We start from the raw sequence: 24,793 nt of genomic DNA on the forward strand, positions 1-24,793 counted from the left end.
TCTGATACTAAGGATATATTTGTTAAGGTGCTCGACGGCTTTGGCGGAAGAGGAGATTATAAAGCAAAGGCAGACGAGAAGTCTCTTAGAGAAGTATACAAAAATATTACAGAGAGTAATGCGAAATATATCGTTGAGGAATATTTCTATCAGGATGGATTTTTCCATGAGGTTAATCCATCTTCGCTAAACACGATAAGAGTAACTACTGCAAAAAACAAAAAAGGCATACAGATATTCTTTGCCTATTTTAGAGTTGGTGGTGCGGGGGCTCGTGTTGATAATCTACACTCTGGTGGAGTCAGCTATCCTATAGATATCACAAAAGGGCAGTTATATACCGGACTTACATATAAAATATGCGATATTGAATATCATCCGTCTACCAATACTAAGGTTGCCGGATATGTAATTCCAAACTGGAAAGAGATAGTTGATTATGCTAAAAAGCTACACCAGATGGCGCCGGAGGGGGCAAATCTAATAGGGTGGGATTTTTGCGTTAATACGGACAAAATAATCGTAATAGAGGGAAATGCAGGTCCGGGATTTCCATTGGAAATCAATTATAAACAGAATACCTGGAAAAAAGTAAAAAAATACCTGGATGAATTTTGATTATGTAACTAAAAAACACATTGATGTAACGGATAATGTTTCATCAATGTGTTTTTTTATTTCATTGCATTGGTTTGTTTAAACTAAGTGCAGAAGCATACCTGCAATTCTATAAGTGACAGGATTCATCATTTTCATAAACGTCGCATTTTTACCATTATAAGCTTTGAGGTACTTTCCGTTTTTCCAATTTGGGAAAGTAGTAACAAGCTTGTCCCAATTGGCTGCAATAGCCTTCTTTCTATCATACTTATCATCAATGTGCGCCATTCTCTTAAGCGAACTACACAGAAGAATTCTGGTGTAGAGGAATTCAAGGGTATCTTTGTACTCTTCAAGAAATCCATTCTCCTGATAAAATGAATAAATATCATCAAGTATCTGAAGAATCTGCATGGTTCTAAGTGTCTGATGATTGTTGATTGAGGTTGAGCGTTGCACGTAATGAACAAATGGCTGTTCCACATAGCAGATCTTGTTTATAAAGGGCACAAGCTTGCAGTAGAAGTTAACGTCCTCATAAATAAGTCCCTTGGGGAACTGTACGCCTGTTGAGAGCAACCAGTCTGTTTTGTAGATCTTATTCCACACTACAGAGCGACCATTCATTATCATCTCTTTTTTATCTGTGATATGCTCACCAATCTCAGTATCTTCGCTATTATCAAAGGTATGATGAAGATTACATTCAACGATATCGGCAGATTCTTTAATAGCCTCGTTATACATAACTTCATACATATCGGCATCAACGTAATCGTCAGAGTCAATAAAACCTACATATTCACCTTTTATATGTGAAAATGCATAATTTCTGGCATCAGAAAGACCACCGTTTTCTTTGTTGAGAATAACGATGCGGCTGTCCTTTTCTGCGTATTGCTGAAGTATTGATAGTGAACCATCTGTAGAACCATCATTAACAGCAAGAATCTCGATATTCTTAAGGGTCTGGCCGGTAAGAGTATCGAGACATTTTACTAAGTACTTTTCCACGTTATAGACTGGTACGATTATGCTGATTTTTGGACTGTTTGAACTCAAAATATATCCCCTGTTTAAGAAAGAGTGATGAACTTTGCATCCTCAAGTTGTTTTAAAAATTTCTCAATGCCGGCAAGACATGTGGCTTCGTCGACCTCATACATTTCAAGCATCTTATTAAGAATCTCGCCAACAGTTGTCTCTGTCTGTATATTATCCCAAATGTCTACGGCAGTACCACGAAGCATGAAGTATTTTCCTGTTTCAAAGTCGATCATGACCTTGTCCCCTGCCATATCTGTGACATCAATGTGTTTGATTAATGTTACTTTAGTTCCCTTATCCATAAAATATTACTCCGTTAAAAATGTAATTGTTGTTTTTTCAGCCGTAATTATATATTATGTAATCTGTCTCAAAAATAATGACATAATACATCTGTGTATTTTATCACAAATTGTTAAATCTAAAAAGATATTAATTATGAACGAAAAAGAAAAACTAATCTATCAATTTATTGAACTTCAGGAAATGGCTGCAGGGAGCGGCCCCAAGGAAACGGTTTTTGATAATCCGGATTGGGACATGCTTATATGGCTTAGCAAGAGAAACAAGTGCGGACTACTGTTTAATAATGTTGTCAATAAAAATCCTGAGGTATTTCATATAGATGATGAGACTCTGGATAAGTGGAATTCTGACTCGAAAAAGGAGTTTGTTGAGGCTTACAACATGTTTAATGAGTTTAAACGTGTTATGACGGCCTTTGATGAGAATAACATAGACGTGGTTATACTTAAGGGATATGTTCTTGCAGCTTTGTATCCAAGTATTTTTCAGAGATACAGCAGTGATCTTGATATTAAACTGGAACCTGAGGATAAGATGAAGGTGAGAAAAGTTCTCACAAGAGACCTTGGATTTGTATGGGATGAGGCTGACAGCAAAGAAAATGTTGATATTTACTACAACAATGACCTTAAGATAGAGGCTCATTATACCCTTTGGGAGGATTACGAAGGAGAGAATATCGAGATTCTTAAGGCTGAGAGGATGGATGATCCTGCTACGCTGATTGACGTGGATGTTGCTGAAGGGGTAAAGGTTAAAACCCTGGGAATCACAGAGCATCTCATCCTGCAGATGTTCCACATTGTAAAGCATTATATCCTTGAGGGAATAGAGAGTAGATATTTTTGCGATATTGCTTTTTTTGTAAATAAGTATCAGGATGAGATAGATTACAACAGATTCTGGACTGCTTTTGAAAAAATGCATTTTGATGAGTTCTGTGTGATATATTTTACAGAGTGTATAAAGCATTTTGGAATGACTGATAAAGCTTTGGCTGGAAGGAAGCAGCAATTACCTGAGGATGAGCTGGCCTTTTTGAATGACATCATTTTTCTTGGTAAGAGAGATGTTCATGATAATGCAGATTATAGTCTTTTGGGAATTCTGTCTCCCTATGTTAATGGAGGTAAGAAATCTGCAGAAAGTAGGAAGGGAAGGGCATTACAGGCGCTTTTTCCCTCAGTGCAGGATATCGATAAGAAATATTCTTATTGCAAAAAGTATCCGATACTCCTTCCGATAGCATGGGTACACAGAGCCTTTAGGACAATTTTCTTTAAGCTGACTAAGGGCGGTAAGGTTTACGGTGCAGGGCGTAAGCTTAAGGAGTCTGAGTACAGAATTCAGATGATGAAAAATGCAGGAATAAAGTAATTAAGGAATGTAACATGAAACTTGTTTCGGTCATAGTACCAGCTTACAATTGCATATTGTCTATAGAGCGTTGCATTAATTCCTTGCTTGCACAGACCTATGAAAACATAGAGATCATCATAGTTGATGATGAATCAACTGACGGGACAGGCGACAAGTGCTTTGCATTAGCAAAAAAGGATTCGAGGATTAAATTTCATTCGGTAAAGCATTGCGGTGTTTCTAAGGTTAGAAATGAAGGCCTTACATATGCATCAGGAGATTACATAATGTTTGCTGATGCGGATGATTATGTTAAGGATAGCTTTGTTATGCAAATGGTTTCAGCAATTGAGACTGCTCCTGATTGCGATATGGCTGTATGCAGCTACGAGAGAGTGGTTTACGGAGGATTATATCCCATAAGATCACTTACCGGTGCCGGAATTATCACGAAGGAAGAGTATCTGATAAATACACTTAAGGATCCCGGACACCATTATTTCGGTGTTCTTTGGAACAAGATTTTTAAAAGAGATATTATATGCGATTTGGGACTGTCCTTTAAAAAGGACATTACTCTCGGAGAGGATTTTGTATTTTCACTTAATTATCTTGAGAAAGCCTGCAAGATTAATATCATAGAGGACAGACTCTATTTTTACTGCTATCAGAAAAATGATACTTTGTCCAGAATAATTCACAAGTCACTGCAGGACTGTGAATGCGAGATGAATAACCGCGATAAGATATTTGATAATTATATTGAGGCTATGAAAAAAGCAGGGCTTTATGACAGGATGAAAAAGAGGATATACCATTACTGGGTAGTATTCCTCGTGAGACAGAGGTATTCCCTTAGAACGGAATACAAGTGGAGCAGAGAAGACAAGCGCCTGTGGAGAAAAGAAATGTACCGGAATTCAAACATAAAGACAGCACTATGCATATACTCAAGAAAAGAAGTGCAAATGGAGTATGCTGTTTTCGCCGGAGTTCAGGCAGCAAAAAATGTTATGAAAAAGGTTATAAAAAAGATAAGGACTTAGCAAATGGGAAGCGTTATGGTAAAGACAGTGCCATGGTCGCTTCCTGTTTTTGAAGTACATTCAATATAGCCGCCCGAAAGCTCAATTATCATTTTACAGATGGAAAGCCCAAGGCCGGCACCCTGCATGCTTCCGGGATTTCTTGAGGTGTCAGACATAAAAGTTCTTTCGAAGATTCTTGGAAGATCCTCTTTTTCAATGCCTTCGCCGTTGTCACTTACTGAGATGATGACATGCTTCTCATCAACAGAAAGTTTGGCTCCCAGTGTTATGCGACCATTCCCGAAGGTGTGTCTCCAGGCATTTTCAAAAAGATTATCCAAAGCACGATTCATGTAATTTGTGTCTATTTCTATATTCCACGCAAATTCCAGTGGAACATCCAGTATTAACTGCATATTTTCATAACGGGGATTTAATTCCGTCATGAAGAAAAAGTCCTCAAGATAGTTGCCACAGGGGACAACAGAGGGTTTTAACAGATTATCGCTTGTGCTTAGCTTGGTGAGAACAAAGATCTCGTTTATCATATATTCCAAAGAGAGCGCCTTGGAGTTTATAAGGGTATAGAGCTCCGAGCGTTTTTTGTTATCTATATCATCTGAGCTCTGAAGATATTCTATTGCGCTTCTGATAGCAGCGATAGGAGATCTCAGATCATGGGATATGTTTGAAAAGAATTCATTTTGTTCGGTGATGAGTCCACTTAGCTTGTTATTGGATTCGTATAGTGCTTTGGACAGATCCTCAACAGACAAAAAGGGTTCGTTATAGGTTTGTTTTTTATTCTGTGTATTTTCAGACATTTTCTTTTCCTGCTTTATTTTGGAATTACGAATTTATAGCCTTTGCCATAGGAGGTTTCAAGGCAATTTTCAAGACCGTTGTAGCCCTCCAGTTTTTTTCTTAAACGGCTCGCCATGACCATGATGGAGCGGCGGTCGCTTTCCTGATAAACACCCCAAATATGCAATCCGATTTTTTCAAATGAGATGACTTCTCCGGGAGAAGACACTAGCATGAAAAGCAGCTCGTATTCACGGTTTGAGAGGGCTATCTCTGACTCATCATTGTAAAATACCTTGTGGTCCAGCGGCTTGATTTGAAGCGGTGGATATGATATTGTATTTGCTGTTTTAGTATGAGTTTTTTTTCTTATCTGGAGTTTGATTCTGGCGGAGAGCTCTTTTAAACTATAGGGCTTTACCATGTAGTCATCAGCTCCTGATAACAGACCGTCCACGCGGTCATCCTCAGAACCACGACCTGACAGAAGGATTATTGGTGCAGAAGTCATTTTCTTTAATATGGGAACAGCGGTCAGACCGTCAGTTCCTGGCATCATGATATCAAGAAGGATACAGTCAGGCTTATGTGTGGATAGTGCTGAGATGGCATCGTCAGCGGTGTAAAATATATCAACCTGATAACCTTCGCTGGTCAGATAATCACTGTTTATTTTTATTACATCTTTGTCATCGTCAATGAGCATTATGCTGTCCATAAATAACTCCTTAGGTTAATCATTCGGTAAGAAATAGCTTTAATACTAATACATGATTATAACGCAAAAACGTTTGATGTAGATACATGTATTTTGAAAAGGGGAGACCATGAAATTAAAAAAGTACTACAAAAAATATAAAGAGGATAAGGCCAGGGGAAAGGATTATTTTAAATGGCTTTTCAGTTATACCAAGCCATATTTATGGAAAATAGTTCTGCTCATGCTAATAAGTGTGTCTATGACATATCTTTCTATACAATATGCAGTTGCTTCTCAGAAACTGATTGATATGGCCGGTGGGGGACAAATTACTTCAAAGGCTATAGTAGTATTTGTGTTTCTGATGGTCGTGATGCTGGTTGTGCATGTGATAATAGATATGTTTACGGCTATGCTGAATGAAAAATATACATTTGGCATTCGTAAACAGGTTTATGATAAACTTTTACATTCTGAGTGGCTCGGAACCCAGCGATTCCACACCGGAGATATGATGACTAGAATGACTTCAGATGCAGGAAATGTTGCAAACGGAATGGTAAATGTTGTTCCTGAAATTATAGTGCTTTTTATTCAATTAGTTGCGGTATTTATTACACTTTATATCAATTCTCCATTCCTTGCTATTTGTGCGCTATTTCTTACTCCTGGTGGTATTCTTTTGGCGTTCCTAATAGGTAGAAAACTGAAAAGATTACAGATTAAGGTTCAGGAAACAGAGACTGCATATAGATCATTTATTCAGGAGAGTCTTGCTAATATCCTTGTTGTAAAGGCTTTTTCTAACGAAGAAATGTTTTCTGATAAACTTGCAGAATTAAGAGAAAACAGATTTTACTGGGTTTGGAGAAAAACAAAACTTTCTGTAGGCTCAAATCTTGTATTAAGCGGAACGTTTCAGGTTGGATATGTTATCGCGTTCATTTATGCAGCAGGTCAGATTTCCAGGGGTGAGATCACGTTTGGAACGATGACATTGTTTCTTACACTTTTTGGAAGAGTACAGGCACCTATGGCAGCTCTTGCACAGCAGCTTCCAGGTGTGGTTTCTATTTTCTCAGCAGCCGGACGTATCATGGATATTCAGGATATTCCCCTTGAGAACAGATTGGAGTCTGTTGAGATGAAGGGGGCTGTAGGAGTTGAAGTTTCTGATGTTTCCTTTGCCTACGCTAAGGAAGAGATACTTCATGACGTATCCTTTGATATTAAGCCTGGAGAATTTGTTGCAATAATCGGTAAATCAGGTATTGGTAAGACAACCCTTATCCGTGTGCTCATGAACTTTATTAATGCCGGAAAGGGCAATATTGAGTACTTTGATGAGCATGGCACCAGAACCAAGGCAAGTGCTTCTGTTCGTGAGTTTGTATCTTACGTTCCTCAGGGAAATACTCTGTTTTCCGGTAGTATCAGAGATAATGTCCTCATGGGTAAGCTTGACGCCACCGAGGAAGAAATGTGGGAAGCATTGGATATGGCTGTTTGCCGCGAGTTTATAGAAAAGCTTCCTGATGGAATTGACACGGTTATCGGAGAAAAGGGTGTCGGTATTTCAGAGGGCCAGGCTCAGAGAATTGCTCTTGCCAGAGCCCTTATCAGAAAATCACCCTTTGTTATTCTTGATGAAGCCACATCTGCCCTTGATGAGCAGACGGAGTTTGAACTTCTGCAGAGACTTGGTGAGCTTTCACCTAAGCCCACATGTCTTCTCATAACTCACAGAACCAGTGTCCTTAAGTATTGCTCCAGGGAGCTTATGATCGATAACGGATATGTGACTATGCAGGATCTGTAAAAAGTTGATGTAATTTAATGTCAGTGCAGATAATCAGGATATGAAACTGATTGTTTGCACTGTGTTTTTGTAAAAGATTTTTAATAAAAAGGAGAAAACTGTCAGTGGAAGTAACCAAGTATAAGATTGCTGATTTCGTAATAGAATTAAGGGGCGATTCTATCTATATGGATGAAAGCTTTGATCTGTTTTTGTGTAACAATTCTGAAAAAACAGACATGATTATTAATATAGAAGAAAAACGTCCATTTTTTCCAGAATATTTATGGAATAAGGGAACTAAAATTGGAATTTTTCATGTGTATAAGAAAAAAGATTCAATTATTCAATTTTTTCCCTATCAGACACATAAAGGTGTAAAGCTTGTAGAGTTAAAAAATGATTTCCATGAGGTTACGTATTACCTCTGCGATAAGATGGATAGCCCTTACGTCAAGAGTATCGGACATGATGTTTATGTTGAAAGCATGCAGGGAGTTATTTTTAATCTTTTCAGAGAGACATTTTTTAACATGATTCTGTTCGAGAACGCTATGTCAATTCATTCTGCAAGTGTTATTGATGAGGATAAGGCGGTCGTTTTCTCGGCCTCCTCCGGAACAGGGAAAAGTACTCAGGCGAATATGTGGAACAGGGTTCTGGGTTGTGAGGTTCTGGATGGCGATGTTACAGTGTGCCGAGAAATAGACAATAAGCTCTATGTCTACGGATTACCCTGGTGTGGCAGTTCGGGCCAGTTTGTGAACAAAAAGGTTGAACTTGGCGCTATCGTGTTCTTGAAGCAGGCAAAGGAAAATAACGCAAGAATACCATCGCTAAAAGAAAAAATTGGCTACGTTTTTTCGTCAACCTTTAGTGAGACCTGGGATGAAGAGATGGCAAACAGGCGAGCTAAAATAACTGAAAATATAATTAAAAAGGCAAAAATTATTGAATATTCATGCAACATGGATGAAAGTGCAGTTGCCATTTTGAAAGAATTCTTAAGAAATTCTGAATATTAACTATTGCCTTGAAAGTTTATTTCATTTTTGCTATATTCTTTTACTGAAGTTTATAAAAAATTAATATTTATTTTTAGGAGTGGAATGATGAAAAAAAGTTATGTTAAACCGGTTCTTAACTCATCAATGGAGGGAACTCTGGAGGGAGTATACGCTTACGGTCAGGCAGGTTGCTTTGGCTTTGGTTGGAAACCTTGCAATCCTAGACCTTGTCAGCCTGAGAAGAGGTGCTCAAACAATGGTTCTGAAACACCTCAGTCTCGAAACAAAGGCATTTCTATAAGCATTGAACTTATTATTGGCTGGTTTTGCGGCCGCCGCTAATTTTTGATTAGTTTTGTGGCGTTGGTAATACGCCTTCGCCACATTTTTTAAAGGTAACACACGATGAAGTACAACAATGAGTTTTCAGTTTGTGAGGTTGCCGGGCAGTCGTTTCTTGTCCCTACGGGGTCCAAGGTTATGGATGTGGACAAGATGACAGATCTCAACGAAACAGCGTTATTTATCATCAATACTCTCAAGGGGAGAGAGATGACTAAGGAGGAACTCCTGGACAAGATGCTTGATGAATACGATGTTGACAGAGAAACTGCTGAGGCCGATCTTACAGAGTTTATAACAATGGCTGAAAAGCTTGGGGTTATTCAGTCATGATGGAACAGTCCGGGGATCGCGAGAAGATGATACCTACTGATGCATGGATTCCGATTTATCTGGAACGACTTGCAATGGGGCAGAAGGTCAAGATAGGACCTTTTGGATTTAGTATGTATCCTCTGTTAGTGGGGAATCGCGATAGTCTGATTCTTACAAAGATTGACAGACCTCTTAAGCGCGGAGACATATGTCTCTACAGGCGTGACGATGCAATATATGTTACGCATACAATTCATCATATTGATGATTCGGGGATTTATTTTCTAGGGGAAAGCCAACAGGATATAGAGGGACCGCTCAGGGGAGAGCAAGTACTAGCTGTGGCAGAGAGTTTCATTAGAAACGGACGTGAATATTCTTGTAATTGGGGAATATACAGATTTTTTCACGAGTTATGGTTGCTGATGCGACCTTTTAGGATAAGCCTTATAAGAATTTATAGGTTTGTCAGAGGTGTATGAATTAAAATAGTTGGATGATTTTTGGGGAGGCTATTTTGAAAAAAGTTTTGATGGTAGCGTCTTCCGGGGGACATATGGAAGAGCTCACGAGATTAAAGAAAGTCATTTCTAAGTATGATTGCTGCTGGGTAACTGAAAAGAATGATTTTCAGACCTATGGTAAGGAACATGAAGTTAATTACTATGTAATGCAGATTAACAGACGAGAACTTTTATTTCCGATAAAACTCTTGATTCTGTTTGTAAAGGCCTTTATTATCATTTTAAAAGAAAAGCCTGACTGTGTTATTTCTACCGGAGCACTTATATCTTATCCTTTTTGCAGGATAGCCAAGTGGATGGGCAAGAAAGTAATATTTATTGAGTCATTCGCAAGAGTAAATGAGTTATCGCTTACCGGCAGATTATTATACAATCATGTAAACCGATTTATAGTTCAGTGGCCAGAGCTGTCAAGGGAATATGACAAGGCAGTAGTCGGAGGCGGTATATTTTGATTTTTGTTTCGGTTGGTACGCAGAAATTTCAAATGGACAGACTTATGAAACAGGTTGAGATTCTTGCTGCCAAAATGCTGGATAAGAAGTTTGTTGTTCAATATGGTAATTCAACTTTTGTCCCAAAGAATTGTGAATGCCATCAATTCATGGACAGGGAACTTTTTCCAAATGTATTGATGAGAGTGAGCTGCTTATCTTACATGGTGGGGTTGGAACTATAATGCAAGGGCTTAAGCACAATAAGCCGATTATTGTTGTTCCAAGGTTAAAGGAATTTCACGAACATGTTGATGATCATCAGATGGAGGCAGCATGGGCACTTAAGCATTTCAGATGTGTGCTTATCTGTATGAATGTCGAATATCTGGAATACATGATTGGTCATGCCAGTGATTATCACTTTCAAAAGTTTATTGAGCCTCAGCATAAGGTAGAGGAGCTTGTAATGGAATGTATTGAAGAAGATACAGTTCCGGTAAAGCACACATGGCCATTGCCAAAGAGAATTAGGAATTTCTTTTCACTTGGTCCTAAGAACTTAAGTGATAAGGAAATTGATAATCATAAAGGAATTTAACGCAGCGTCTTTTAAGATAAATGACTATCTTTGTAGTTTTAAGGAATGGTCTGATAGATCTTGAGACGCTGTTGTAGCGTTTAAAAAGAGGAGTATTATGAATCAGAAACAGAAGGGAATACAGACCTACGGTCTGTGGCTGCTTGATATAGCTTGTATATCGGTTACTTATCAGATAGCTACATGGGTGCGTTTCTCAAATAGGAATGACTGGGGAAGTAAGCATCTGCACTATGCTACACTCGTCATTTTTATATTGGTCAGTACTCTCTACAGTTTCTTCAGAGACTGGAATGGGAACTTTATGCAGAGAGGCTATCGCAAGGAATTCTTTGCAGTAGCTAAGTACATTGCCGTAATGTTTGTGACTTCGCTGACCTTTGCTTTCTTTTTGCAGTGGTCATATATTCTGTCCAGAACAGTAATATTTAACTTTGCATGGATGAGCTTTTTGCTAACTTATGCAGTACACATTGCTTATAGAAAGTTTCTGCTTAAGATTTATAATAACGGAACCTATGCTTCTCAGGTTGTTATAATTGCGGAGAAACATCAGATGAAGGGCATTATTGAGAATCTTCAGAGTCAGATGTGGAGTATGGATTACAACATCGTTGGTGCGGCATATGCTGATGTTAAGGATATCGATGCGGATGCTGAACCTGAGATGATCTGTGGAGTACCTGTTTTTGCAGGATATAAGAACCTCACAGAGAAAATGGTTACGCTTACTTTTGATGAAGTATTTATATGTGCTCCTAACCTTCCAAGGGATTACATTAAGCCTATGGTCGAGGGCTTTAAGGAAATGGGTGTAACAACCCACTACAGTCTTGATATTCCTGAGTTTGGCGCATCTGGCAATACCGGTAAGTTCTGTAACCATAATGTAATTACCTACAGTGGTCCTGATTACAGCTATAAGAAGATGTTCATAAAGCGTGCAATTGATATCTGCGGTGCAATAGTAGGGCTTATTCTGACAGCAATTATTACTGTTTTAGTTGCACCTGCAATATGGCTTGAGGATCATGGCCCTGTGTTCTTCTCACAGGTCAGAATCGGTAAAAACGGTAGAAGATTTAAAATCTACAAATTCCGTTCCATGTATATGGATGCTGAGGAGAGACTTAAGGACCTTCAGGTTAATAACGAGATGAAGGGACTTATGTTCAAGATGGAGAATGATCCCAGAGTTACAAAGGTGGGTAAATTCATCAGAAAGACAAGTCTTGATGAATTCCCTCAGTTCTGGAACATCCTTAAGGGCGATATGAGCCTTGTGGGAACAAGACCTCCGACGGAGAAGGAATTTGAACAGTACAATGAGTACTACAGGCGTCGCATCAGCATGACTCCCGGTCTTACAGGTATGTGGCAGGTGAGCGGACGAAGCGATATAGATGACTTTGACGAGGTTGTTAAGCTTGATCTTGAAGCTATTGATAACTGGAGCCTTGCTCTTGATTTTAAGATTTTGCTAATGACTATTGGCGCTGTATTTGCATCTAAGGGAGCTAAGTAACAGTTACCGGGGATTACCAATGAAAGATGATATACAGATAGTAAAAAGGCATGAGCATAAGTATTACATCAATTATGCAGAATACTATTATCTGAAGCAGTTATTGCAAACGATAATGGAACCTGATTTATATGCCAAAGAAAATGGGGAATACTACATAAGAAGTCTATATTTTGATTCTGTCGATAATACTGACTATTACACAAAATTGGCTGGTATTGAGAATAGAAAAAAAGTTAGATTACGAATTTATGATTTAGATACCGATAAGGTGAAGCTGGAAGTCAAAAATCGATTTAATACATCTATGAGTAAGGAATCTCTGACAATCAGTAGAGATGAAGCGTTAAAAATGATCGGCACAGATGCGTCTTTTTTAGATAAATATAGTGAAAAGCCTGCTATAAGAGTAAAAAACTATATGATTAATCATCTTTATTCGCCAAAAGTTATAGTAGATTATGAAAGGGAGGCTTTTGTCGATAACGGACTTGGCGTAAGAGTGACCTTTGATAAAAACATTCGCTGTGCATATTCTGACAATATGTTTGATAAAACACTTGGGCTCATTCCTGTTTTCAGAGATCCGGTTATGATTCTGGAAATCAAATTTAATAGGGTGTTACCTGATTATATTAGGGATGTTATATGTACAGGGAGAGCTCTTAATTCTTCAATAAGCAAATATTGTATGGCAAGAGGACTTGTTGGCTGAGAAAGAGACAAAATAATTTATGAATAAGAGAGAACTTTTATATTATCTGCTTGAGAATAATACAAATATTTCGATAGAAGAGATTGTCATTGGACTATGTATATCTGTATTTTTGGCTTTTTTTATTCACTTTGTGTATAGAAAAACATATACAGGTGTTTTGTATAGCAAAAATTTCAATGTTACATTATTACTTGTTACAGTTATAACAACGATGGTAATGATGATTATTGGTAGTAATCTGGCACTGTCACTTGGTATGGTCGGTGCGCTTTCAATTATCAGATTCAGGACTGCAGTAAAGGACGCAAAGGACAGTGCTTTCATTTTCTGGTCAATAGCTGTTGGTATCGCTTGCGGTTCTGGGATATATTCTATTGCTTTCCTGGGGAGTATTATAATTGCAATCATACTGTTTTTTATGAGCAAGGGAGTTATGGATGATACAACCTACCTTGTGATAATACATGCTTTGGCGCAAGCGGATGAAGAAAAGATTTCTGATATTGTGGAAAAGCATTGTGCCAAAGTGAATCTAAAAATGAAAAATACAAATACTTCTGCTGTTGACTTAACATATGAAGTATCCTTTAAAAAGGGAAAAGAAAAAAATATTACAAATGATATTATGGCTATTGGTGGAATAAATGCTATAAATATTGTTACTTATAATGGAGAAGTAGCAGGCTGATTAGTCATTGAAACTGAGGGGATTTGGTGAAGGATAATCTAATTTCGGTAATACTTACCGTTTATAACAGAGAAAAATGCTTAAGTCGATGCATTGATAGTGTACTATCACAAAAAGATGTAAACCTTGAACTTATCATAATTGATGATGGAAGTAGTGATAGTTCTCCGCAAATATGTGACAGATATGCAGCGACGAATGAAAATGTCAGAGTTATTCATAAAAAGAATGAAGGAATCAGTATAGCAAGAAATATGGGGCTTGATAATGCAAAAGGGGACTATATTTTTTTTATAGATGATGATGACTTTCTTCCCGAAGATGCACTTTATACCTTGTTGTCTTTGGCACAAAAACATGACACTGACTTGGTAATAGGGAATTATGCGGAATATAATGATGATATCAGTTTAAAACGAAACATAGAAATTCCTGAGAAATATAGTAATAAAATGATCTCTAATCGTGAAGCATGTGAATTTCTTCAACTGATTTATGAAACATATATTATTATCGTTAATTGGGCAAAATTATATAAAAAGAATGTATGGGATGGAATAAGATTTCCGGATGAAGTTATAAAAAGTGAAGATCAATTTGTTTTTCCTAAAATAATGGAACGATGTGAGAAAATTTATGTGACTGATAAGGTGGTTTACAATCAGGTAATGTCAGAGCATAGTATTACAAGGAGCAGTTATGATAGGCGATTTCTTTATCATCCTGAAGGGAATGCTGAGATTTTAAAATATTTACTGCAAAAAAAGTACTATGATTTGGCTCTGTTCAATTTTAGGGATGGAGCAAACAAATTGATGCGCTGCAATGATGTATTGGCTGATGAAGAGTGTGTGAATGAGATTCAAAGGTTGTATATGATATATCATGACTTTGCAGTATATTTATTACCGTATGCAAAAAATCAAGATAAGTTCAGATTACAATTATTTATAATGAGTTTTGATTTTTATGCATCAGCTAGAAACATAAAGAAAAAATTGAAGTTTAAAAAGAATCGGGAGAGCAATTGAAACACCATTTTTTTTATAAAATATTAGCAGTATCATTTATGATACTGTTAATCTTTTTTTTGATTTTATGTATTGAAACGGAATATAAGAACGTAAAAAAATATGATGGAAATGATACGGAAGATACTCTGCTCATTAATGAAATAATGTATACCAATTTGGGGTTACAAAAGGATGCAGATGGCGATAGTAGTGGATGGATGGAAATATACAACTATGGACAGAAATCCGTAAATCTTTATGGTAAATGTCTTTACATCGGTGAAGATGGAATGACAAAATGGGAATTTCCGAATTATAAACTTGGGGCTGGAGAATATCTTATTGTTTGGACATCTGGGAAAGATAAAGTTACATCGAATGGAGAATTGCATTCTAATTTCCTGATAGATGCTAATGATAAAATATCTCTTTATGATGATTGTAATAATTTAATTGATGAATGGGATACTGACTTTAATGTACCGATTGGGTTATCTGTTGGGCGACTTGCAAGAGACCCGCAGAAATTGGCGGTTTTTTCGAAGAGTTCACCAGGAGCTGCTAACAGGGCAAGAACAATCTACTCTATTTCTAAAATGGATGCTTCTCTGGAAGCTCCATCTTTTTCGCATGAATCAGGCATATATAATGATAAATTTGAACTAAGTCTTTATGCAGATGACTATGATTCAGTAATACTCTATACGTTAGACGGATCAGAACCTACTGAAAATTCATATATATATAAGGCTCCTATTGTTATCAAAGAAAGAAGTGATGAGCCTAATAAGTTGAGCGATGTCATTACTACAAATGACTATATAATGAAGTATAAGTGGGAAAACACATATAATTATAAATGCACCGTTGTAAGAGCCAGGACGATGAAAAATGGCGCACTATCTGATGAAATTGTAACCAAATCTTATTTTATTTCACCACAAACAACTTTTAATATAGTCTCACTTTCAGTAAATCAGGAGGATATGTTTGGCGATAAGTATGGAATATATGTTCCGGGAAATACTTATCAGTTATGGAAAAAGTATAATAAAGGTGTAACCAGTGACTTTTCTTCTCCCGCAAATTATTATGGCAATAAGAAAATAAAGGGACATGTTCAAATATTTGATAAAGACGGTGATATCTGCGCTGACGATGATGTAAAGGTTAAAGTAACAGGTGCAGCTTCGAGAAGTAATGCTGCAAAAAGTCTTAAGCTTATATCCGATGAAGATGGATTTGAGGGAGATATTTTTGAGGTATTGCCTATTTCTGATTTTTATAAAGGTGCAGATAAATGCGACGCTGTTACTTTAAGGGCAAGCGGTTCTGATTTTAATAAAACTATGTTTTGCGATTCTCTTGCTATATCAATTATTGCTGGAGAGATGAATGCGTCGTTTTTGGCTTCTCAACCCTCTGTACTTTTTATCAATGGAGAATATTGGGGGATACATAATATCAGAGAAGTTTGTGATGCGAATTATTTTTACAGGCATTATGGGATAATAAGTGAAAATTTAAAGCTGATAGAGCTAAACAATGGTGCTGTTGGTGAGAAACGAGTAGAAGCAGGAACAGAAGAGGATATCAATGAATACTATGATCTGGTTGATTATGTTATAAAAAATGATCTGGCAGATGAAGATTGTTATAAATATGTCAGCTCTAAGGTAGATATTGATAATCTGATAGATTATTGCATTTGTCAGATATATTTTGGTAATTATGATTGGCCGGGGAATAATTATCGTATTTGGAGAGCGGATCAATCTGACTCGGAATATGGTGATAATAAGTGGAGATTTGTATTATACGACTTAGATAGAGCTTTTTCGTATACAGACTTTAATTCTATTGAATATGTTTTTAACGAGAACTATGGTGAAGAGATTTTAAATGGTATCTCACATTATCACGATGAAAATCGTGAATTATTCTACAGCCTTATAAAAAACAAAAGCTTCGAAGAGAAATTCTTTAACAGACTCGAAGCGTGTCTTGATACAACGTTTTCCTCTGAAAATGTCGTATCACAGATTGAAACCATGAGGGCGTTATATGCACCTGAAATGGAAGCACATTTTTCCAGATGGCATATTACTGATGGATGGTTAACAAAATTACGTAATATGATAAAATATAACTATTCTTACAATGACACATACACTTATGAAAACTGGGAAAAAAATGTTGAAGATATGAAGGCCTTTGCCAGGAAAAGGCCTGAGATGCTTAAGGAATATATAAAGCAGTACAGAGAACAACATGGGAAGAAAAAAGAGACCGACAATTGAATTTAGATTTTATGAGATTCCTCAGGGACAGAGCTGTCTGGCTCTTCTTGGTGAGAAATGGATCAGAATATATGGGGAAGGGGAGAATGCCCTGCACTTCCATAATCTTTTTGAGGTTGGATATTGCAGATATGGCAATGGCGAAATAGTTCTGGATGAGAGAAACTGCCAGTATGTGACAAATATGTTCTCGCTTATCCCACCTAATTATCCTCACACCACTACAAGTAAGGAAGAGAATTTCTGGGAGTATTTCTTTTTTGATCCGGAAATAGTAGTTCAGCAGATTTATCCTGACAACACTCCAAAGCAGCGTGAAGCCATCCAGATTATAAATAAAAGGGCGGATCTTCTGTATGCTGATGAGGATCAGGAGATGGCTGAATTAATAAAGCGTATCATGGAGGAAATGAGGGATAAGAGGTCTTATTACAAAGAGACTACGCAGAATCTGATAAAGGCCCTGGTGTTCCTTATGATGAGAAAACATAAGCCCATGGACGCAGAAAAGCCTGTTATAACCGAGATGGAGAGTAGTGGCGACATGATGACCATTAAGCCTGCCATTGAGTACATCGAGGAGAAATACGCCGATGAGATAAGGGCTCTTGATCTTGCCAATGCCTGCAATATGAGTGAAACACACTTTAGACGTACGTTCGCTGAGATAATCAATATGGCTCCCATGGATTACCTCAATCTGGTCAGGGTTCAGAAGGCCTGCGACACTATGAAGAAGACAGATCATTCTATGGAAATCGTTGCGGTGGAATGTGGTTTCGGCAATGTGTCGACTTTTAATAGGAATTTTAAAAAATACCTGGGTACTTCGCCGTATCAATGGAAGAAAAATAAGGATAATTATGCCAATAAGCTCCTTGACTACAATATTCACGCCTTAAAGGGCTGGTAAGGCTTAAATAAGCCAACTTAATCATTTAAGTTTATTAATATTCTGTTCAAAAATTATTCATAATTGGTCGATAATGCACATTTTAGTCTTTAAAATGTGCATTATTTTTTATGACCATTGGTATAATATACATAGATTTGATTCGAAAAGAGATTATTTCAGTCAAAATGCCTAAAACTCATCTGACATAATCTTAAGAAATGAATCAGGTACGAATAATAATTTATTTTCATTAGGGAGGACATTAATAATGAAAAGAAAAGCATTATCAATGGTACTTGCATCTGCTATGACACTTTCAATGATCGCAGGCTGCGGCGGAAGCGGAGCAGATACAGCTACTACAACAAACGAGACAACAGAAGCTACAGAGACAACAGAGAGCACAGATGCTGCTGAGACAACAGAGAGCACAGATGCTGCTGAGACAACAGAGGAGTCTACAGATGCAGCTGCTGAGGAGACAGAGGCACCTACAGCTGATGTTTCTTCTGAGGGTGAGCATGAGCTTTCAGTTTATGCTTGGGATAAGAACTTCAACATCCCTGCACTTCAGGCTGCTGAGAAGGCTTATCAGACAGTTGATCCTGACTTCAAGCTCAACATCATCGAGCAGTCAGCTTCATCAGACGTTGAGAACGCTGTAACACTTGCAGCTAACTCTGGTGATTACTCACAGCTCCCTGACATCGTTCTTTTCCAGGATCACTACATTCAGAACTACGTTACAAACTATCCGGATGCATGGATCGATCTTGAGGATGCAGGTATTGACTGGAGCAACCTCGGTGCTGAGAAGATTTCTTACTCAACAATCGATGGCAAGCACTACGGCGCACCTGTAGACAACGGCACATCAATCTTCGCATATCGTACAGATATCCTTGAAGAGTGTGGCTACACAATTGACGATGTAACAGGAATCACATGGGACAGATGGCTTGAGATCGGCCGTGAAGTTAAGGAGAAGACAGGTAAGTATCTTCTTTCCATGGACCACAACGGAGACGATCTTCCTTACATGATGATGCAGGCTGAAGGCCTTTCACAGTGGAAAGATGGACAGCCTTACTTCGTAGGCAATGAAGACCTTAAGAAGATCCTTCAGGTTATCATCACAGGCGCACAGGACGGCGTTATCTACCTTTGCAATGACTGGTCAGAGTACACAGATACTTCAATCATTGGCGATCAGGTAGCAGGCGTATTCAACGGTAACTGGATTATTCCTACAATGGAGCAGAACGCTGAGGCAAGTGGAAAGTGGCAGATCACAACTATTCCTACACTTTCCGGTAAAGAGGGTTACGCAGCAAACGGTGGTTCTTCACTTTACATCACAGCTAACTGCACAAAGCCTGAGCTTGCTAAGAGCTTCCTCGCTTACACATTCGGCGGTGGAGACGGCGCTATTGCTACATATGATGACGCTCTTCGTAACGGTGGTGTTATCGGAACTTGCATCTCAGCTTCTAAGTCTGATGTATATCAGGAAGGCGTAGACTTCTTCAACGGTCAGTCAATCTATGCTGACATCGTTGCAATGGGTGCTAACGTTCCTGTAGTAGAGCAGAGTGATTATCACTACAACGCTCGTACATACATCCAGGCAGCTATCACAAACGTAATCAACGGATCTGACCTCGACACAGAGCTTCAGAACGCTGAGGATCAGGTTAAGTTTGAGATGGGACAGTGATAACTTGGCGAGGTTCTTTCGAGCCTAGTTAGAATTGTTGTTCTGGCGAGCGATAGCGAGAGCAGAACTACCTTATGATATTGGGATTTTTAAATTAGGGTTATTAGAGAAGGATTTTTATACGGGGAATCGGCTTCCGGTTCCCCGTATTCTTAAAAATGAAGTAAACGAAAGTTTTTTAGAGGAGAACAAAAATGGAAAAGAAAAAGAAAATGAGCCTCTTAGCTAAACAGAGAGCAGCCGGTTGGCTCTTCCTTGTTCTTGCATCCGCGATGATCATAGTGATGAGTTTCTACCCTATGGTACAGGCACTTATAACTTCTTTTAAGACAGGAACGGGTAAGAACTTTAAATGGGCTGATCCATGGAACTACAACTATATAAGAATGTTCCAGGACAAAATGTTCATGAAATCTGTAGGAAACACATTCCTGTATCTGATTATTCAGGTACCGATCATGCTTATACTTGCGATCCTTTTAGCACAGCTTCTTAACAATAAGGATCTTAAGTTCCGCGGACTTTTCCGTACATGTGTATTCCTTCCTTGTGCAGTATCTCTTGTATCATACGCACTTATTTTCAGATCTATATTTGCTACACAGGGTCTTGTAAATATTATTCTTACAAACCTTGGTATCATTCATGAAAACATTAACTGGCTGGGCCAGACCAATACGGCGAGATTCGTAATCATCATAGCGCTGATATGGCGCTGGACAGGATACAACATGGTATTCTATCTTGCCGGACTACAAAATATCGAATATTCAGTGTATGAGGCAGCAAAGATCGACGGAGCTAATGCATGGAAAACATTCTGGTACATGACAGTTCCGCTTCTTAAGCCGGTAATCATTATGACATTCATCATGTCAATCAACGGTACATTGCAGCTCTTCGATGAGTCAGTCAACCTCACAAACGGTGGACCTGCAAATACCACAATTACAATGTCTCATTACATTTACAATAACTCATTTGGACAGGGTGTTGCTAACTTCGGTTATGCATCCGCAATGTCATTCTTCGTACTTATACTTGTTGCTATCTTAGCTGCAATCAATTTGAAAGTAGGTGATACACGTGACTGAGAAAAAGAATAGAAGCGCGATTCAGCGAAGACTGATTCCTACATACATATTTTTGATAATTGTATCAATCTTTTCCGTGTTCCCTCTGTTTTGGATGGTTACAGCGGCTACAAACCCCAGTGTTGAGGTATCAAGAGGTAAGATATGGTTCGGTAACTATATCGCTACTAACTTCAACAACCTGGTGAAGAGTTCAAACCTTTGGGAATCCTTTGGTAACTCAATGCTCTATGCAACAGTACAGACACTTTTATGTATTTTTATCTGCTCACTTGCAGGATATGGTTTTGAGCTTTATCATGACAAGGCTAAGGATATTCTCTTTGCAATACTCCTTATGGCTATGATGATCCCCGGAGTTGCTACAATGATTCCGTTGTTCACCATGATGAGTAAGTTCAAGCTCCTTAATACAGTATGGGGCTTCGCACTTCCGGCAATCTCCACACCGTTTATGATCATGATGTTCAGACAGAATTCCAGAAACTTCCCTGTGGATATCATGGAAGCTGCAAGAATTGACGGCCTTTCAGAGTTTGCTATTTTCTTCCGCATGTATATGCCGGTTATGAAGTCAACTTATGCAGCAGCAGCTGTTATTACCTTCATGAATTCATGGAATGCATATCTGTGGCCCAGAGTAGTAATGACAGATAACAGAGCTCAGACCATGCCTATGCTTATAGCTAACCTTGCAGGAGGTTATACAATTGATTACGGTATGCTTATGATGGGCGTATTGTTCTGTTCACTTCCTACAATGATAGTATTCTTTGTTCTGCAGAAGCAATTCACAGAAGGTATTACAGGATCAGTTAAGTAAAACCTTTATGGCGCAGAAGAGAGTTATCTTTTCTGCGCTTTTTATCTTAAAAAAGAGGGAAATATTTTTATGAAAGAGTTTAACTATGAAATAGTAAAGAACCCTGAGATTTTCATGGAAAACAGACTTCCGGCACATTCTGATCATGTGGCTTTTAAGTCAATGGCGGAGCTTATGACGGGGGAGACAAGCTATAGGCTTAGCCTTGATGGAATCTGGCATTTTCATTATGCGAAAAATGTAAATGCTGCTCCTTTGAATTTCTGGGAAAAGGAATATGATACCTCCACCTGGGACAGGATAAATGTTCCTGCTCATATTCAGATGGAAGGCTATGATAAGCCGCAGTATGTAAATATACAGTATCCGTGGGATGGATCAGAGGATTTAAGACCGGGAGAGATTCCGGAGAGATTCAACCCGGTAGCTGATTATGTGAAGCTTTTCACGCTTCCTAAGGATTTTAAGGGGGAGAAAATCTATATATCCTTCCAGGGAGTTGAGAGCGGATTTGCGCTCTGGCTCAATGGAAAATACATAGGCTACAGTGAAGACAGCTTTGATCCTGCTGAGTTTGACCTCACAGATGCACTTGTAAAGGGTGAGAATAAGCTTGCTGTAAGAGTGTTTAAGTGGACCTCAAGCAGCTGGTGTGAGGATCAGGACTTCTTCAGATTCTCCGGAATTTTCAGAAGTGTATATCTTCTTGCAGTGCCAAAGGTACATGTATCTGATATCAGGATTGAGACAGGACTGATTGATGACTACAAGTCAGCACATCTTGAGATCAGTGCAGTTACTTCAGGAAGCGGTATGATGGAATTAAAGCTCCTGTACAAGGGAGAGAAGGTATTAGAGGGCAAGATTCCGCTGTCAGCATCCGGCAAGACAACAGGAAGCTGTAACTTTGAGAAAATATATCTTTGGAGTGCAGAGGAGCCTAATCTTTACGAGCTTTATCTGACAATAACTGATGCCAGAGGCGCTGTTTACGAGGTTATCCGCCAGTATGTGGGACTTCGTAAATTCGAGATGAAAGACGGCATCATGCACCTCAATGGTAAGAGAATTGTATTTAAGGGCGTTAACCGTCATGAGTTCAGCCATGCAAACGGCCGTGTACCCAGCAGGGAAGAGGTTATTCAGGATATTGTGACCATGAAGAGGCACAATATAAATGCCATCAGAACAAGTCATTATCCCGATGACAGCACACTTTATGAGCTCTGCGACATATATGGTTTATACATGATTGCTGAGAATAATCTTGAGACTCACGGAACCTGGGAGCCCTTCGAGAGAGGAATTGAGACCGAGGACTTCGTGCTTCCCAAGGATAAGGAAGAATGGCAGCCCATGCTTCTTGACAGGATAGATTCCTGCTACCACAGAAATAAGAATCATCCTTCAATCCTTATCTGGTCAGTTGGTAATGAGGCCTTTGGCGGAACTGTTCCCTATGCTATGAGTAAACGTTTTAAAGAGCACGACAGCACAAGACTTGTTCACTATGAGGGGCTTTTCCACGACAGAAGATACAATGATACTTCCGATATGGAAAGCCAGATGTATCCTTCAGTTGAGATGATAAAGGAGCACCTTAAGAAGGATAAAAAGAAGCCTTTTATCTGCTGCGAATACACACATGCAATGGGTAATTCATGCGGCGGAATGCATCTTTATACTGATCTTACGGATACTGAGCCCAGATATCAGGGCGGATTTATCTGGGATTATATCGACCAGAGCATCCTGAAGAAGGACAGATATGGTAAGTATTTTGAAGCCTATGGCGGAGATTTCGGAGACAGACCTACTGACTATAACTTCAGTGGTAACGGAATAGCCTACGGCGACAGAACACCTTCTCCCAAGATGCAGGAGGTTAAGTTCAATTACCAGAATATTTCTGTTGCATTTGAAAAGAGCAAGTTCAAGGTTATTAATAAAAACTTGTTTGTTAATACAGATTCCTTTGATGCTACGGTTACACTTTTAGCTAACGGAATAGAAATATGTGAGACAAAGATGGATATCGCGGTTAAGCCGCTGTCCAATAAGTCCTTCAATATTCCTAAGGTGATAACAGAAGCCATGATGGAATATGAGAGTGGTTACAATCTCACATCAGGTACACTTGAATTTGTGCTTACTGTATCCTTCAGCTTAAAGGAGAACACTCTCTGGGCAAAGAGCGGCTACGAGGTTGCCTTTGGACAGACTGTTCTTAAGAAGATATCAAAGGCTTACAAGTGCAGCAGCAAGTTAAATGTTGTACATGGTAAAAATAATATTGGTGTTTATGGCGATGAGTTCTCCGCGCTGTTCTCAGTTATGGGTGCGGGACTTTGCTCATACGTGTATGCCGGAAGAGAAATGATCGAGAAGGCTCCTGCTCCTAACTTCTGGAGAGCGCCTAACGATAATGACAACGGAAGCATGATGCAGCAGAGATATGCTCAGTGGAAGATTGCAAGTATGTATCCTTCTATCAAGGGTAAGCCTGATCATGACATGGTATTCCCTGAGGTTACAGAAGGAAAGGATACTGTAAAGATTAAATATACTTATTATCTTCCTACTACGCCGGAGTCAGAATGCACAGTGACATACGAAGTATTTGGTGATGGAACTATCAGAACCGATATGAATTATATAGCTGTGAAGGGACTTCCTGATATGCCTGAGTTTGGTATGTTATTTAAGCTTAATGCTGACTATGACAACCTTACCTGGTATGGACTTGGGGCGGAAGAAACCTACGAAGACAGAAAGCGCGGTGGAAAGATTGGAATTTATTCCAATAAGGTTGCTGATAATATGGCAAAATACCTTGTTCCTCAGGAATGCGGTAATAAATGTGATGTAAGATGGGCTAAGGTTACTGATCTTAGAGGACGAGGAATGAAGTTCTTCGGTGATAATATTTGCTTTAGTGCACTGCCGTTCACACCTCATGAGGTTGAGAATGCGATGCACGATTACGAACTACCTAATGTTCACTACACAGTTGTAAGAGCGGCTATGCAGCAGATGGGTATAGCAGGTGACGACAGCTGGGGAGCAAGACCTCATCCGGAATACAGACTTCCGGAGGGAAAGAATTTGAGCTTTACATTCTGGTTTAAAGGCATATGATTAGCAGACATAAACCC

The 24,793-nt window shown here is 38.7% G+C and carries 24 protein-coding genes; 20 read left to right on the top strand and 4 right to left on the bottom strand.

Annotated elements, in window-relative coordinates; translation table 11 throughout:
• Nucleotides 1–15: 15 nt before the first annotated feature.
• A complete protein-coding gene (locus G587_RS0120025) occupies nt 16–618 on the top strand; it encodes a sugar-transfer associated ATP-grasp domain-containing protein (RefSeq protein WP_081679543.1) in 603 nt (200 codons plus the stop codon).
• A 78-nt stretch (nt 619–696) separates the two neighbouring features.
• Here the strand turns inward: G587_RS0120025 and G587_RS0120030 are convergent, their stop codons facing one another.
• The gene (locus G587_RS0120030) at nt 697–1,662 is read right to left on the bottom strand and encodes a glycosyltransferase (protein WP_035787408.1); all 966 of its coding nucleotides are present in this window, start codon (nt 1,660–1,662) and stop codon (nt 697–699) included.
• A gap of 14 nt (nt 1,663–1,676) precedes the next feature.
• Nucleotides 1,677–1,949, bottom strand: coding sequence for a PqqD family protein (locus G587_RS0120035; RefSeq protein ID WP_026493693.1), 273 nt, complete (start codon nt 1,947–1,949; stop codon nt 1,677–1,679).
• Between the two features lie 136 nt (nt 1,950–2,085).
• On the opposite strand from G587_RS0120035, the gene G587_RS0120040 reads away from it, so the two are divergent.
• Complete coding sequence (locus G587_RS0120040; RefSeq protein WP_026493694.1) at nt 2,086–3,330, top strand: nucleotidyltransferase domain-containing protein; 1,245 nt, start codon at nt 2,086–2,088, stop codon at nt 3,328–3,330.
• A gap of 14 nt (nt 3,331–3,344) precedes the next feature.
• Entirely contained in the window at nt 3,345–4,358 is a 1,014-nt protein-coding gene (locus tag G587_RS0120045) for a glycosyltransferase family 2 protein (RefSeq protein ID WP_081679545.1), read from the top strand.
• On the opposite strand, the gene G587_RS0120050 is transcribed toward G587_RS0120045, so the two are convergent.
• Entirely contained in the window at nt 4,355–5,164 is an 810-nt protein-coding gene (locus G587_RS0120050) for a sensor histidine kinase (protein ID WP_026493696.1), read from the bottom strand. The two genes, G587_RS0120045 and G587_RS0120050, sit on opposite strands and share 4 nt — an antisense overlap.
• Before the next feature lie 14 nt (nt 5,165–5,178).
• Nucleotides 5,179–5,862 carry a response regulator transcription factor gene (locus G587_RS0120055; RefSeq protein WP_026493697.1) on the bottom strand — a complete coding sequence of 228 codons (684 nt, stop codon included), beginning with the start codon at nt 5,860–5,862 and terminating at the stop codon, nt 5,179–5,181.
• Nucleotides 5,863–5,971: 109 nt separating this feature from the next.
• On the opposite strand from G587_RS0120055, the gene G587_RS0120060 reads away from it, so the two are divergent.
• The 17 genes from G587_RS0120060 (at nt 5,972) to G587_RS0120140 (ending at nt 24,776) form a co-directional block, all read left to right on the top strand.
• On the top strand, nt 5,972–7,663 hold the full coding sequence (locus G587_RS0120060) for an ABC transporter ATP-binding protein (RefSeq protein ID WP_026493698.1): 1,692 nt from the start codon (nt 5,972–5,974) through the stop codon (nt 7,661–7,663).
• Nucleotides 7,664–7,830: 167 nt separating this feature from the next.
• The gene (locus tag G587_RS0120065; RefSeq protein ID WP_155829638.1) at nt 7,831–8,667 is read left to right on the top strand and encodes a hypothetical protein; all 837 of its coding nucleotides are present in this window, start codon (nt 7,831–7,833) and stop codon (nt 8,665–8,667) included.
• An 87-nt stretch (nt 8,668–8,754) separates the two neighbouring features.
• A complete protein-coding gene (locus tag G587_RS0120070; RefSeq protein WP_026493700.1) occupies nt 8,755–8,991 on the top strand; it encodes a hypothetical protein in 237 nt (78 codons plus the stop codon).
• Nucleotides 8,992–9,054: 63 nt separating this feature from the next.
• Nucleotides 9,055–9,324: a PqqD family protein gene (locus tag G587_RS0120075; RefSeq protein ID WP_026493701.1), complete on the top strand. Its 270-nt coding sequence runs from the start codon at nt 9,055–9,057 to the stop codon at nt 9,322–9,324.
• Nucleotides 9,321–9,788, top strand: a complete 468-nt coding sequence (locus G587_RS23810; RefSeq protein ID WP_051201195.1) for a S24/S26 family peptidase — start codon at nt 9,321–9,323, stop codon at nt 9,786–9,788. The genes G587_RS0120075 and G587_RS23810 overlap by 4 nt, the downstream gene beginning before the upstream one ends.
• 35 nt (nt 9,789–9,823) lie before the next feature.
• Nucleotides 9,824–10,285: a PssD/Cps14F family polysaccharide biosynthesis glycosyltransferase gene (gene pssD, locus G587_RS0120085; RefSeq protein ID WP_242830119.1), complete on the top strand. Its 462-nt coding sequence runs from the start codon at nt 9,824–9,826 to the stop codon at nt 10,283–10,285.
• 136 nt (nt 10,286–10,421) lie between these two features.
• Nucleotides 10,422–10,865: a glycosyltransferase gene (locus G587_RS24865; RefSeq protein WP_081679546.1), complete on the top strand. Its 444-nt coding sequence runs from the start codon at nt 10,422–10,424 to the stop codon at nt 10,863–10,865.
• 97 nt (nt 10,866–10,962) lie between these two features.
• The gene (locus G587_RS0120095) at nt 10,963–12,390 is read left to right on the top strand and encodes a sugar transferase (RefSeq protein ID WP_026493703.1); all 1,428 of its coding nucleotides are present in this window, start codon (nt 10,963–10,965) and stop codon (nt 12,388–12,390) included.
• Between the two features lie 19 nt (nt 12,391–12,409).
• Nucleotides 12,410–13,105 (top strand): polyphosphate polymerase domain-containing protein, encoded by a 696-nt coding sequence (locus G587_RS0120100; protein WP_026493704.1) that lies wholly within the window; start codon nt 12,410–12,412, stop codon nt 13,103–13,105.
• 19 nt (nt 13,106–13,124) lie between these two features.
• A complete protein-coding gene (locus G587_RS0120105; RefSeq protein ID WP_026493705.1) occupies nt 13,125–13,796 on the top strand; it encodes a DUF4956 domain-containing protein in 672 nt (223 codons plus the stop codon).
• Between the two features lie 26 nt (nt 13,797–13,822).
• Nucleotides 13,823–14,827 carry a glycosyltransferase family 2 protein gene (locus tag G587_RS0120110; RefSeq protein WP_026493706.1) on the top strand — a complete coding sequence of 335 codons (1,005 nt, stop codon included), beginning with the start codon at nt 13,823–13,825 and terminating at the stop codon, nt 14,825–14,827.
• A gap of 38 nt (nt 14,828–14,865) precedes the next feature.
• Nucleotides 14,866–17,109, top strand: a complete 2,244-nt coding sequence (locus tag G587_RS0120115; RefSeq protein ID WP_026493707.1) for a CotH kinase family protein — start codon at nt 14,866–14,868, stop codon at nt 17,107–17,109.
• Nucleotides 17,081–18,022, top strand: a complete 942-nt coding sequence (locus tag G587_RS0120120) for a helix-turn-helix domain-containing protein (RefSeq protein WP_026493708.1) — start codon at nt 17,081–17,083, stop codon at nt 18,020–18,022. The genes G587_RS0120115 and G587_RS0120120 overlap by 29 nt, the downstream gene beginning before the upstream one ends.
• Nucleotides 18,023–18,272: 250 nt before the next feature.
• On the top strand, nt 18,273–19,721 hold the full coding sequence (locus G587_RS0120125; RefSeq protein WP_026493709.1) for an ABC transporter substrate-binding protein: 1,449 nt from the start codon (nt 18,273–18,275) through the stop codon (nt 19,719–19,721).
• Nucleotides 19,722–19,915: 194 nt separating this feature from the next.
• Nucleotides 19,916–20,815, top strand: a complete 900-nt coding sequence (locus G587_RS0120130; RefSeq protein ID WP_026493710.1) for a carbohydrate ABC transporter permease — start codon at nt 19,916–19,918, stop codon at nt 20,813–20,815.
• Complete coding sequence (locus G587_RS0120135) at nt 20,808–21,638, top strand: carbohydrate ABC transporter permease (protein WP_026493711.1); 831 nt, start codon at nt 20,808–20,810, stop codon at nt 21,636–21,638. Before G587_RS0120130 ends, G587_RS0120135 begins: the two co-directional genes overlap by 8 nt.
• A 69-nt stretch (nt 21,639–21,707) precedes the next feature.
• Nucleotides 21,708–24,776, top strand: a complete 3,069-nt coding sequence (locus G587_RS0120140) for a glycoside hydrolase family 2 TIM barrel-domain containing protein (RefSeq protein WP_026493712.1) — start codon at nt 21,708–21,710, stop codon at nt 24,774–24,776.
• The last annotated feature ends 17 nt before the right edge of the window (nt 24,777–24,793 follow it).

The organism is Butyrivibrio sp. XPD2002 (genome assembly GCF_000423945.1).
Lineage (GTDB): Bacteria > Bacillota > Clostridia > Lachnospirales > Lachnospiraceae > Butyrivibrio.

Bases quoted from the DNA above. Each gene is read 5' to 3' on its own strand.
- G587_RS0120035 (WP_026493693.1), bottom strand. From the start codon at position 1,949: ATGGATAAGGGAACTAAAGTAACATTAATCAAACACATTGATGTCACA.
- G587_RS0120040 (WP_026493694.1), top strand. From the start codon at position 2,086: ATGAACGAAAAAGAAAAACTAATCTATCAATTTATTGAACTTCAGGAA.
- G587_RS0120045 (WP_081679545.1), top strand. From the start codon at position 3,345: ATGAAACTTGTTTCGGTCATAGTACCAGCTTACAATTGCATATTGTCT.
- G587_RS0120050 (WP_026493696.1), bottom strand. From the start codon at position 5,164: ATGTCTGAAAATACACAGAATAAAAAACAAACCTATAACGAACCCTTT.
- G587_RS0120055 (WP_026493697.1), bottom strand. From the start codon at position 5,862: ATGGACAGCATAATGCTCATTGACGATGACAAAGATGTAATAAAAATA.
- G587_RS0120060 (WP_026493698.1), top strand. From the start codon at position 5,972: ATGAAATTAAAAAAGTACTACAAAAAATATAAAGAGGATAAGGCCAGG.
- G587_RS0120065 (WP_155829638.1), top strand. From the start codon at position 7,831: ATGGATGAAAGCTTTGATCTGTTTTTGTGTAACAATTCTGAAAAAACA.
- G587_RS0120070 (WP_026493700.1), top strand. From the start codon at position 8,755: ATGAAAAAAAGTTATGTTAAACCGGTTCTTAACTCATCAATGGAGGGA.
- G587_RS0120075 (WP_026493701.1), top strand. From the start codon at position 9,055: ATGAAGTACAACAATGAGTTTTCAGTTTGTGAGGTTGCCGGGCAGTCG.
- G587_RS23810 (WP_051201195.1), top strand. From the start codon at position 9,321: ATGATGGAACAGTCCGGGGATCGCGAGAAGATGATACCTACTGATGCA.
- G587_RS24865 (WP_081679546.1), top strand. From the start codon at position 10,422: ATGCCATCAATTCATGGACAGGGAACTTTTTCCAAATGTATTGATGAG.
- G587_RS0120095 (WP_026493703.1), top strand. From the start codon at position 10,963: ATGAATCAGAAACAGAAGGGAATACAGACCTACGGTCTGTGGCTGCTT.
- G587_RS0120100 (WP_026493704.1), top strand. From the start codon at position 12,410: ATGAAAGATGATATACAGATAGTAAAAAGGCATGAGCATAAGTATTAC.
- G587_RS0120105 (WP_026493705.1), top strand. From the start codon at position 13,125: ATGAATAAGAGAGAACTTTTATATTATCTGCTTGAGAATAATACAAAT.
- G587_RS0120115 (WP_026493707.1), top strand. From the start codon at position 14,866: ATGATACTGTTAATCTTTTTTTTGATTTTATGTATTGAAACGGAATAT.
- G587_RS0120120 (WP_026493708.1), top strand. From the start codon at position 17,081: ATGGGAAGAAAAAAGAGACCGACAATTGAATTTAGATTTTATGAGATT.
- G587_RS0120125 (WP_026493709.1), top strand. From the start codon at position 18,273: ATGAAAAGAAAAGCATTATCAATGGTACTTGCATCTGCTATGACACTT.
- G587_RS0120130 (WP_026493710.1), top strand. From the start codon at position 19,916: ATGGAAAAGAAAAAGAAAATGAGCCTCTTAGCTAAACAGAGAGCAGCC.
- G587_RS0120140 (WP_026493712.1), top strand. From the start codon at position 21,708: ATGAAAGAGTTTAACTATGAAATAGTAAAGAACCCTGAGATTTTCATG.